We start from the raw sequence: 11,218 nt of genomic DNA, 5'->3' as shown, positions 1-11,218 counted from the left end.
GCTATACGTTCCTTGAACCGAAGGGCAGTGCAACAGGCGGTACGGCTGGCGCTCATGACTGGACGCTGCAGGCAGGTCTTGACGGTCAGTTCGCCGATACGGCCAATGGCGAAGTGTTTGGCTCGATTTGGGGCGATTATACCCGCAGCCAGGTGCGCAGCTGGTCGCGCTTTGGCGATGGCCGTGCAACGGTCAATGCCTATGGCGTGGGTGCAGGCGTCAGCTGGTATGGCGATAATGGCTTCTATCTCGACGGTCAGGGCAAGGTTGCCTGGTATAAGTCGGACTTCGAATCCGATCTTGTCACGCAGGCACTTGCCAGCGATGTCAGCTCGTTTGGTTATGCCTTGAGCCTTGAAGGTGGCAAGCGCTTTGAACTGGATGATCGTTGGTCGGTTACGCCGCAGGCGCAGCTGATCTGGTCTTCGCTCTCGACCGACAGTTTCCACGACGTCTTCAGGTCCTATGTGGAAAGCCCGGACAATAACAGCCTGACGGCACGTATTGGCCTTGCAGCCAATAATGCCTCAAGCTGGACGGAAGCGGACGGCACGACGACCCGGTTGGAAATTGGCGGTGTTGCCAATATCTATCAGGATCTGAAAAACGGTCCCAGTTATTTCAGCATCTCTAATGATCGTATCAGGACCGGCAGGATTGACCGGACCTGGGGTGAGCTGGGGCTGACCACCAATTACTCGTGGTTGAATGACAAATATGCCGTCTATGGCAAAGTGTCAGGCGTCATGGGTCTTGAGAATGGCAAGAGCTATTCAGTCACAAACAATCTCGGCTTCCGCGTCAAGTGGTAACTGCCCTCGCCCCGCAATTCTCTGGTCCCTCTGATACAAGATCAGGCTCGCAGAGCTTATTCCTGAAAAGGTCGTTCATGTTATAGGGCGCTGATCTCATTGAATTCAATCGACGCACTAACTGTTTATTATAAAACACATTTTACCTGCCCGGCACAGGAACAAAAATCAGGTCGAGCTGATCTCCATGTGCAGGCCCTTCATACTTCCCACAGGCCTATTCAGAATGAATGGTGAAGGCGTCAGTTTGGGCGACTATCCGTGTTTTCGATTTAGGATCACACTGTTTCATAGCCAGCAGGTCAACTCCGATTTTCATGACCCTTAATGGACTGCTCCACACCAGATCTGCGATGTGGTGCGATAATATCTCGAAAGCCGTTGCAGGACGGCTCATTCTCGTGATACTAAACTAAAAATGGGTATTTTCGATTTTTATCATAAACACTTTGGTATCAAATGTACTTAATTCCCCTTACTGATGCGGATATTTGCTCAGCTTGTTCAGACGATGAGTATGTCACTGCCAGTGACGATGACGACGAATATTTTTCTGCTGATGAGGGAGGGTTTATACCCAGAACCCCTCTTCGTTCTTCGCTTTCCTCGGGAACATATGCCTCCTTACGATCCTCGGGAACATTCGGCTCCCTACGATCCTCGGGAACATTTAGCTCGGCCCGCAAGAAAAAAAAGTCCAAATCAGTACTCATCGTAGAGGACGCCTGGACGGTTGACGACAGTCAACCGCGCGAAAAATATCTTGCCAAGAAGCATGTACCGGTCAACGCAGCGAGCATGAAAAATTACTTCATGTGGCGTAATCTGATCAAAACTGGAATCCATCCGGTAAAGGCTGCGACAACGGCTGGGATCAAGCTGCGTTTTCACCCACTCAAGCAAAAAAAACATATCAATGTCTATACTTTAAGCTTGAGCATAGAGCATCGGGTAGTTTTTTCTCTTCAAGAGGCCGAGAGAATTGTTACGGTGTTGAACATTGGAGGCCATTCCTACCCCTGATCATATCGTGTTTCTCGTTATTGGATCCCAGCATGTGTGGCTCGATGTGATGATAAAACCTCTGGCTTTGATTTTCAAAATTCCTCAGTGGCTTCATAGGTTCCCGATGAAGATGTGAATCTAGCCATCGCAAAGCAGCACGATAAGCACAAAGCGATCCTCGCGGTAGCGCAAATTCTGACGATCCCGTGCAAGTATTCCAATCTGATGGCAGGCACCGATTTGATCGCCTGCAGTTTGATTGGCGATCATAGTGTTTAGATTTCAGTATCCTGTCGCTCTCCGTGGCTGGCAGTTCTATGACAATTATTAGACCCACTGTGATGGGGTGAATAATTCCTGAAAATGCATTATTTGAACCATTGAAAGGGGTGATTAATGCGTCTGACGCTCCAAACCCATTTTAATGGCGAGTGGCACGACGCCGCCACGCTGGAACTCAAGGACGACGCGGCCGGCTTCCTGGGCGCGTCGATTGTCGATTATGACCTTGATTATTTCGTCGCTGTCGCATCGGCAGAATTCGCGACCGGAAAAACGGTTCGCGATCATCGCGCCTTATCCGTCCGTTATCCCGTCGATCTTGAAAATCGATATAGTCGCAGTTGGCCGCCCTTCCTCCTGGACGGAATTCCGCACCAGCAAGCACCAGGACGGCACGATCCGCCTGTCTCCGCTATTCAACTTTGCACCCGTGCGGCTTGCCAAAGAGGGGATCGTTCGCTCCACCCGTTGGGCTATGATGAGTAACGGTGGTCGCGACCATTTTCCAGATTGGACGCGGATTTGGACCGAACTATTGCCTGATCCTGCTGAGCAGAAAGCGCTCGCGACTACGCTTTCCGAATTTGCTAAAAAACTTCGCCAGAGTCCGGCGATGGCCAAAGAGATGAGTGCATCTGCGGACATTCTGGAGCGTGCGATGGGGCGCTGTATTGCGATAGCGGACAGCGTTCTGACGACGCGTCACTGAGAGCCAGGGAGCGCTGAATGGCTCGATGGAAGAAGCCAACGAAAGAAGAGATACTGGAAAACCGGCGAACGCTTGCGGATCGTGCCCGGGCTGGGGATTTGAGGCTGCCCGGTGCGGTAGCGGAGATACGCAAAGGGTTTGGTATGACGCAGGAAGAGTTTGCTAAGGCACTGTCGCTCACCAGACGCCAGGTTGCCGAGATCGAAGCTGGCACCGCAAATCCCACGCTTGAAACCTTGGAAAAGATCGGCCGCTTGTTCGGATTTGGCGTTGGATTTGTTCCAAAGTGATCGGAGCCAACTTGATAATTACGAAGCAACATCCCGCAATTCCACCAGGTGCCTGGTCCCGGTATGTGGTGATGTAGAATTGTCGCCGACAGAGCGGAGGAAGCTATGGAACAACGTCTCCACGGGAGCGTAAGGACTACGCACGCCATTCGAGCAGAGCTACAGCGAACGAAAACGTCGGCCGCGCAACTAGCCGGGCCGTACAGCATCAACGAGAAAACGGTCCTGAAATGGCGCAAGGTTGTAATTTTGAGCCGGGCACGTAGACACTGTTTCACCTGAGCTGACTAAAAGCATTGCAATGGAAAGAATATTAACAATGAACCAGGCAACGCCAAACCACATTAATAACCTGCTGTTTTTGGTTATCATCACCATAATTGCGATAATTATTCCGACAACGGACCGGCCTATATACCAGAAACCGAGGGAACAGAAATAGTCTGTTCCTTTTATCAGGGTATCAACCAAATCGAAGAAAAAAGAGAGGGCGAAAAGAGCAAAAAATACGGTTTTGCGGCATATAAAAGATTCTTCTCGATCCGCATGTGCTTGAACATAATCTGGATATATCAGCGTAGACATTAGAAAAAATAGCGCAGAATAGGCGAGGATAAAGAGATAAATCCAAAGTTCCACTGATGGATGAAGCGCAGCGCAAATTCCCACCACCAAAAGTGAACCGCTCCCAAGAGAAGAATGAATGACCATACGATTTGCGCGTACATGCGATCCGTTTTCAATGGTTCTTGCAGACGCAATGATAGGCCAGAAAGTACGCGTGTAATTGCGAGCCCAAGGATGAGACTGACCAGGATTCTCAGATGTGCATAAGCAAGCATAGTAAACCTCAAGCAGTGTTCAACTGTCGGAGAGGAAGCTTGCGGACTATTGCCCCTCCCCAAGGGCAAAATGGCAAGAGCGCCCTGAAATTATTTGCCGTTTATCGGTTGTATATGAGCACGAAAGGCTCACAGAGCGGCGCAATTGGCTCGATGTCTGAAGGCCATTGTGGCCTAATCTAACTCTCAAATTTGAATTGACGGCAGAACAACGCTGTCAGAGTGGGCCTGAAGTACCAATTTTAGATGGAAACAATCTGGACTATGTCACCATCAATTGAATGCCGTTGCTGCGCCCTTATTAGGAACCGCCGACGTATACTTTCAGCCAATAGAGCAGGACCTGCCTGCCATACTGATCGTTGAAAAGCCCCATCCGTGTTGTGTCGGAACCCTACAAAATTCACAATTTGCAATTTTGACTGATGCGCGTAAGGCATCTCTTTGCTTCTGCAGGGTCAAAAATGACATGCAGCTCATTATGTTAACGTCAAAGCACAAGCCATGACGGCGATGCCATCCTGTTCACCGATTTGTTTCATATCTTCAGCAAAGAGAGCGAATGCAGGATAGAAGCGCCGTGCCGTTTCGGGAGACACTGAGTAGTAGATGAATTGCCCTTCTTTGCGAAAAGTCACTATACCTGCCCGGCGCAGTTTAGACAGGTGATGAGAGACGGCAGTTGGCCCCGCACCGACGGCTTCGGTAATGGCGCCAACCATCATCTCATTATTGAGAAGGAGAGAGATGATATGAAGCCTACTTGCATTGGCAAGAACAGAAAATACTTCGACAATTCGTTCACGACGGGAAATGAGATTGTCTATCTGCCTGCTGTTCAAACCGGTCATTTTACTATTTTCCCTCATAGGCGCTTTTGGAGCTTTATCGTGGCGGGATGATTTCGCCATATTGATAATATTCAGCAATGGACGGCGTTATCTGCAATCCTGCCAAGTGATATATAATTTTTGAGTCTACTGAACAAAAAAGGGTTCGTGATTAAACGCGACCCCGTTAACCAGATTGATGGTTAGCAAATAGATATCGACATCCACGAGCACCACTTTCTTTGTGATCCCCATTTTGACAGCCATTTGGATTCTCAAAGGTGAGGAGGAGACAATAGCTGGAGGAAAGCCTCTTGCCTCCCCCTCTTATCCGGCTTGACTGAGGTATCAGAGCCGGCAAACAGTCGAAAGCGGCACATCAGTTTTAGCTCGAACTATTTTAGAGAGGATTGGACGGTGGCGTTACAGCCCTATTGACTGAGATCGCGTTTCAAAGAGATCGAAAAAATCAATTTGATTTTTAAAATCGCTACTGATCTCTAAAATTTTCTAACACGTCTCATGAGCGGATACATGTGTGTTTGCCTCCCCTTCGCCGATTAGTGGCTGCAGCGGTTTTTGAGTTGATATACCACTGGCCAATAACGGCATTTTCCGATCCTTAACCGGTGTCTCGTGTTCCTCCAGGAGCCGCAACCCCGCACGCATGACTTCGCTGGCAGTGCTATATCGACCTGACTGAATCTGGTTCTCGATGAAAGCCGCAAAATGATCACCAAGAACAAAAGAAGTACTGTACGACATAAGACAATTCCATTCGTTTTGAATCAAATGAGCTTAGCGCTGCTGGAGATCTGACACTGCATTTTGGGCGCTTGATTCTGTTGTCAAATGATGACATCAAACGCGCCAAGATTAGTGGCTGGTTAAGGTCCTGTTTTTGCCGTACTTACTTAACACCAATAGAAAAGGAGGCGTCGGGTAAGCACTACGTAATTTTATGAAACCGAAGCCTGTAAGCAAACCAATCTAATGGACTGATTTGCTTACAAAGACCGTACCTAGAGCTTCATTCTTGCTCCCTTTTCAAGCGAGTTCCTGGACGCGACCCCTGGGGCTGTTTTTCGAAGCACTCTGAGGCTTGTTTTGTGCCTGTCCATTTGACGCCTGCGTGATATGGGACAAAAGAGGGGGCAACGTTGCAAGGGACATCAAATGCGCGTAAATCCAGCCAAGCATGCCTTTTTGATGCAGGTCCTGGAGATCGTTATTGGATAGCGTCGCAAATTTGGCCTCATCGACCAGATAGATATTTTGCAATGCAAGGGTCGCACCCTCTACACTTTGAATATTAACCGTGCGCTCAACCAGGAGTTCGAGCCGGGTGAGTGTTTCAACGAATTGTGCAGTGCGCTGCATTTCGAGACGAAAATCGTCCATAAAGCTGATCATCTCATCGAGGAAGCGAGTGTTTTCGCCGTTCTCCTGGAACAAGCGCACACCTTTTTCTTCATTCCAACGCGGGCAAGCCTGGTCAATGCAGACCGTCAATTCGTGTTTTGCGGCACCGAGATCGGCAAGGACGAAGGGATATCGGCGCACGAAGGCGGGCACATAGCTGTTGGGGCGCCACGCCATATTTGCTCCAACAAACTCATTATGGTTGGCTTGCAGCGACAGAAGTGCGATCGGCATCAGCTTGTCGCCCTCCTTGAGAAAAACAATTGGATAATGAATGGCAGCCTTATAAAATTCGACACCGCTCAACGGAACCCATTGGGTATTAGCAGCGAAATCAAATGTAAACTCGGGATCCAGGCGCAATTCTTTATGCGTGTCGCGCGAAAGCGCTGTAATATCCTTATAGATCAACATAATTTTAGTTTCCACTTGGGCTGGATTTTGCCTTGAGGGGAGTTTGGTCATTATCTTTTCCGTTCTTCAAATCGAGAATTATTTAATATAGCTCTGTCTATATATACTTGGTGCTCCAAGCTGTAATCCAGCGCCTTTAAGACAGCAGCCTGAGCTTGTAAACATCTAACTATATTCTATTATTAATTTTATGTTAAGCGCTTTGGTCTTTTCCAAAACCCCACCAGATCCGTCGCGAGTAATAGCCTCCGGTGTCTGTTCTGCCCTTTAATTTCACTTTAGCCCCACGAAGAGCTACCATGGATTTTTGAATATCAGCTTATTTGCATTCCCGTAATTTAGAAAAAAACACAGCCATTAAAAATCATTCAATTGCAAACTAATAAACTTCCAGCCAAATTGCTAGCCATATTTATAGGGGGCAAATTGATTTGAGCTGTAGCGTAAATGCCCCCCCTATGGCCCGCCTGAATAAAATTCAAAAGCGCATTTTATTTTAAACAGTTTAGTGTATTTCCCACAAAAATGCAAAGAGCCTATGCAAGAAAGTCAACCCACCTTATGGGCAGACTTCCACTAATTTCCCCTTGGCAAGCGGCTTTCGCTTCCCAGGTCAGTTCCAGGAATTTTTTTAACACAGATTTTCTCTTCGCATTTTCAGCATAGAAAAGCCTGTTATAACTCGTCGAGAACGTCATATGGCAAAAAGCATAGCAAGCGCGATTCCTTTGCCATGCCTGGACAAAATGAGCGAAATTATAGGCTGACCGCACGATGATCCTGTGACGCAGATGGCCTTTTTCCCACGCTTGCCTCGCCGACAGACAAGACCAGTTCAAAAAGGGGTTAGCGGGCTATCGGAAAATTCCGCCGCCTGAGGGATGGGAGTCGCTTGAGACACTGCCCCGGCCTCTGGCGCTGTTCAGCGTTGAGAAAAAGCTTTCGGCGTGGAAATTCTGACCGAACTGTCAGGGCCACGGGCATTGGAGCACATAATAAGCCCCGAGCGACCCTAAAACGCCAGACGTTTACGTGTAAAAACCGCGTCGGGACTGGCTCCGGCCAGTGAGTGAACTATGACAGCTGAATGGGTTGGCGGCACAAGCGTAGCTCCCACCCAAAACCTCCTGTTTTGAATGATGAGCCATAAAAGGCAAGTTTAACGCCGCCCCGTGTGTCGGACTTGACGCACCGGGTCAAGAAGTAATTTTAAAAGTGGAGGAGGTAGATGGGGTGGAGGCCCACAACTACCCCCTCCTCTTCCCGGTCCTCTGGTTGTCAGGCCCTGGGAGAAGACGGCAAGCACGGTAAAGAATGCTTGCTCATTCTCAGCGAAACAAAACAATGTCCGGTGTGACGCATCCAGATCACTGAACTGTTTCTTCCCACAACGGCAATACTCCAGACGTGCCTGAGAAACCGTTGCTAAACGGGTCTATATCCCATTTTGAACCGGAACCGTTTGTGCAGCCAAACTGCCCAAAAGTGCGAAACGGCTTTGGAAAAAGATACGCGTTAGTTCAAGTGCCGATCTGTTTCAAATCAGACCGGAACGCGCTCCAAAATCCTTGCGCGCCAACCTTTTGGAGTAAAAGAATGGGGCACCTGCCTTGCTCTTTTCCGGTGCAAGTTTAAGCCAGCGCGCGCCCCATCATCGTGAGATTAGCTTGCGAGGTAGCGCTGGCAAGCTGATCATTGTGTTCGTCTTCTTCTGCAAAGACGACGAAAGCGGGAAAGAAGCGGTTAGCGCTTTCTGGCGCAACGGAATAATAAATGTGTTGAGCATCGCGCCGGAATGTAACAATCCCGGCCGTACGCAGCTTCGACAGATGCTGAGAAACTGCCGATTGGCTGGTGCCAACCGCTTCGGCAATATCGCCTACCGACATTTCCTTGTTGAGAATGAGAGAGATAATATGAAGCCGATTGGCATTGGCAAGAAGAGCAAAAACTTCAACTATTCTCTCGCGACGAGCAATAATATTGCTAATCTGCTTGCTATTGACACCGTCCATAATCATTTCCTTCTCTGATGGAACCCTGTTGTTCGAACCCGGCAATATCGGATCCATAGTTCTGACTTCAGGACCTTTGTATATTCCTATGCGCAGAGCAAAACGCTCGCCATCCATCAAACCCGGCGATCCCGATGTTCAGATCCGCGCTTCAAAGAAAGCTAAAACCGTTTTATCCCGCATATGTTATGCATTTTTAAGCAATGAGAGCAGCTTCTCTTTTAAAAGGTCCACCACACTTCTATTTAACTTCTAGGATTCATATTCTAATATTCGTGCGCTCTTGCAGCGACAGGTCGTAATGACTACGCGACCCGCTCTCATCATCAGTGATTTTCGTTCCTTATGTAAGCTCTAATCCGATGTATAAATAAATCACAGATTGGGCCGAAACGTTAATTTCGCCTGAGGTTCCGGCCAAATCCTGTCACAGAATAAAAGCTGGCTAACAAAAATTGTAAACCCTTCTTAAGTCTAGATCCAAACAACAAATACATAAGCTGGCGGTCTTGTTTGGATCGATCTTATCCAGATCAAAAACAGAACCACCGATCACCTGGCACTTTCATTGATGAGCTTCCTTCTTGAGGAGCCAAGTGGGTTGGCAGGCAATCACTTATTGGACTCAGTTTTTGAGCACTTTTGCTCTCACCCAGCACTAATTTTGTAGTCTTGACGTAAATCAAAACCCTCACATCACATAAGATACCTCTGCAAAATTTCGTCCATTGTCTTCGCTATGTGGCTACTCACAGCGTAAGTCAACAACAACCAAATCGTTGCACCGATTCCTACATTAAAGCGAGAAAGTTAACAGCTTTTGTCAGCTTAAATTTACCTCGTGCTTTTCAATAGATTTAATTTATACGAATTCACAAATATAGCAATAGAAATTTTTCGTTCATAAGAATATTTTGATCTATTTAAGACGTCTAATATTCTAAAATATGCCCGATACCGGATGAATACCGTCTTAATATTTCAAATGGGCCCAGGTCAAGGTCGCTTCAAATAAATTATTCAAATATGATTGTAATAGTGGATTTTTCTCGTGCATATCGCTCTGAACGGCCGCCGAAGTGACTCCTCCCACATGCGGTGCCAAGGAGCCTCGTTAATGGCTTAACTTGCCAATGAATATGCCCTTTTTTGGTGGGGACTTTGCATTGCTCAATTTTGCCAATTCCAATCGCGGTCCATCTGGCAACAAGCGATTGCTGCTTTGCCAGACATAATCAGGATCCGGCAATAGTGGCACGATCAGACCACCAGTCACCGAATACACAGTTTTTCAGAAGTGTTTGTCGAAGCGAACGCATCCCGGAAAGGGTGACACCACCCTTCCGGTCAACCCAACAGACTGTGTTTTGTTTCTGTGCACTGAGCCCCAAGATTGGACCACCGGGAATTAGAATTTTCCGGCTCTTATGCCAATGGCGGGCTGATGACGCCATCGGGATTATGCAAGGCAATCGGCACGTTATATCCGATTGCCGAGTGAGGACGATCCTCATTATAGTGTCGACGCCAATTCTCCAACTTTTCGCGCGCATCTTCAAGCGTTAAGAACCAGTGTGCGTTCAGGCACTCGGCGCGAAGCTTACTGTTGAAGGCTTCGATGAACCCGTTATCCCTCGGCTTTCCGGGTCGGGAGAAGTCCAGTGTGACCTTGTTGGCATAGGCCCACAGATCGAGGTCACGCGAAACAAACTCACTTCCATTATCAACCCTTATTGTCTTCGGATAGCCAGCACGACGACACACTTTCTCAAGTGTCTGAACGACATCCTCACCACGATAACTGAAGCGCGGATCGGTTGCCGGCGAGTAGCGTGAATGCGTATCGACAATAGTCAGAATCCGGAGTTTCTTTCCTGTTGCCAGCTGATCATGCACAAAGTCCATCGCCCAAACATCATTCGGCCCGATCGCTTGTTGACGATCCTCACGCAGCTTGGCCTTGACACGACGTTTCGGATGTTTATTCCTGAGCTGAAGTCCTAACTCATTGTATATTCGACGTGTTTTCTTCATGTTGATGGTCCAGCCTTCGCGACGAAGCAGGACGTGTACGCGACGGTAACCCTATCGCACACGGGTTTCACAAATCTCTTTGATCCGCTTCTCAACAGCGGCCTGCACGGTGCGGCGGGACTTGTAATTGATAGTCGATCTTTCGAAGCTTAGTGCTGCACAAGCCCGTCGGATCGATATTCCCCAATCAACAAGCATTCCCGCCACCAGATCACGTTTCCGCGCAGGCCTTAAAGTTTTCGGCGGATCACATCCTGCAACATCTCCCGATCAAGCGTGAGGTCTGCAACAATCCTCTTCAGCCGCGTATTTTCCTCTTCCAAGGCGCGCAGCCGCCGTATCTCATCAGGCAGCAGACCTGCATACTTTTTCTTCCAGTTGAAATAAGTTGCCTGGCTGATCCCGCTCTTGCGACAGATTTCCGCTACCGGAACGCCGTCATCTCCCTGCTTGAGAATAAACACCTTCTGAGCGTCCGAAAACTTCGATGCTTTCATGCCTTCCACTCCTTCTCCCAGCCAGGAAAATAGCGCGGAAAACTCTCATTATAAACGGTCCAGTTT

The 11,218-nt window shown here is 48.3% G+C and carries 9 protein-coding genes and 2 pseudogenes; 5 read left to right on the top strand and 6 right to left on the bottom strand.

Features of this window, described 5'->3' with window-relative positions:
- The 5 genes and pseudogenes from ACTJKP_RS25200 to ACTJKP_RS25180 form a co-directional block, all read left to right on the top strand.
- On the top strand, nt 1-812 hold an 812-nt coding region (locus tag ACTJKP_RS25200; protein ID WP_440632623.1), incomplete at its 5' end, for an autotransporter outer membrane beta-barrel domain-containing protein.
- A 459-nt stretch (nt 813-1,271) separates the two neighbouring features.
- The gene (locus tag ACTJKP_RS25195; protein ID WP_440632622.1) at nt 1,272-1,835 is read left to right on the top strand and encodes a hypothetical protein; all 564 of its coding nucleotides are present in this window, start codon (nt 1,272-1,274) and stop codon (nt 1,833-1,835) included.
- 475 nt (nt 1,836-2,310) lie between these two features.
- Nucleotides 2,311-2,808 carry a hypothetical protein gene (locus ACTJKP_RS25190; protein ID WP_440632621.1) on the top strand — a complete coding sequence of 166 codons (498 nt, stop codon included), beginning with the start codon at nt 2,311-2,313 and terminating at the stop codon, nt 2,806-2,808.
- Nucleotides 2,809-2,825: 17 nt separating this feature from the next.
- Nucleotides 2,826-3,098, top strand: coding sequence for a helix-turn-helix transcriptional regulator (locus ACTJKP_RS25185; RefSeq protein ID WP_440632620.1), 273 nt, complete (start codon nt 2,826-2,828; stop codon nt 3,096-3,098).
- Between the two features lie 105 nt (nt 3,099-3,203).
- A pseudogene (locus tag ACTJKP_RS25180) lies at nt 3,204-3,335 on the top strand (IS481 family transposase); the annotation flags it as partial.
- Here the strand turns inward: ACTJKP_RS25180 and ACTJKP_RS25175 are convergent.
- The 6 genes and pseudogenes from ACTJKP_RS25175 to ACTJKP_RS25150 form a co-directional block, all read right to left on the bottom strand.
- Nucleotides 3,288-3,809: a hypothetical protein gene (locus tag ACTJKP_RS25175; protein ID WP_440632624.1), complete on the bottom strand. Its 522-nt coding sequence runs from the start codon at nt 3,807-3,809 to the stop codon at nt 3,288-3,290. The pseudogene ACTJKP_RS25180 and the gene ACTJKP_RS25175 sit on opposite strands and share 48 nt — an antisense overlap.
- 610 nt (nt 3,810-4,419) lie before the next feature.
- The gene (locus ACTJKP_RS25170; protein WP_440632619.1) at nt 4,420-4,791 is read right to left on the bottom strand and encodes an ArsR/SmtB family transcription factor; all 372 of its coding nucleotides are present in this window, start codon (nt 4,789-4,791) and stop codon (nt 4,420-4,422) included.
- A gap of 489 nt (nt 4,792-5,280) precedes the next feature.
- Nucleotides 5,281-5,535 (bottom strand): type II toxin-antitoxin system ParD family antitoxin, encoded by a 255-nt coding sequence (locus ACTJKP_RS25165; RefSeq protein ID WP_440632618.1) that lies wholly within the window; start codon nt 5,533-5,535, stop codon nt 5,281-5,283.
- Nucleotides 5,536-5,817: 282 nt separating this feature from the next.
- Complete coding sequence (locus tag ACTJKP_RS25160) at nt 5,818-6,657, bottom strand: SapC family protein (RefSeq protein WP_440632617.1); 840 nt, start codon at nt 6,655-6,657, stop codon at nt 5,818-5,820.
- 1,580 nt (nt 6,658-8,237) lie between these two features.
- On the bottom strand, nt 8,238-8,738 hold the full coding sequence (locus tag ACTJKP_RS25155; protein WP_440632616.1) for an ArsR/SmtB family transcription factor: 501 nt from the start codon (nt 8,736-8,738) through the stop codon (nt 8,238-8,240).
- A gap of 1,308 nt (nt 8,739-10,046) precedes the next feature.
- A pseudogene (locus ACTJKP_RS25150) lies at nt 10,047-11,152 on the bottom strand (IS3 family transposase).
- Nucleotides 11,153-11,218: the final 66 nt, after the last annotated feature.

The sequence above is a fragment of the Brucella sp. 22210 genome (assembly GCF_052045675.1).
Taxonomy (GTDB): Bacteria; Pseudomonadota; Alphaproteobacteria; order Rhizobiales; family Rhizobiaceae; genus Brucella.
Note: the sequence above shows the minus strand (reverse complement) of the source record. Positions and strands in the feature narration are given on the sequence as shown.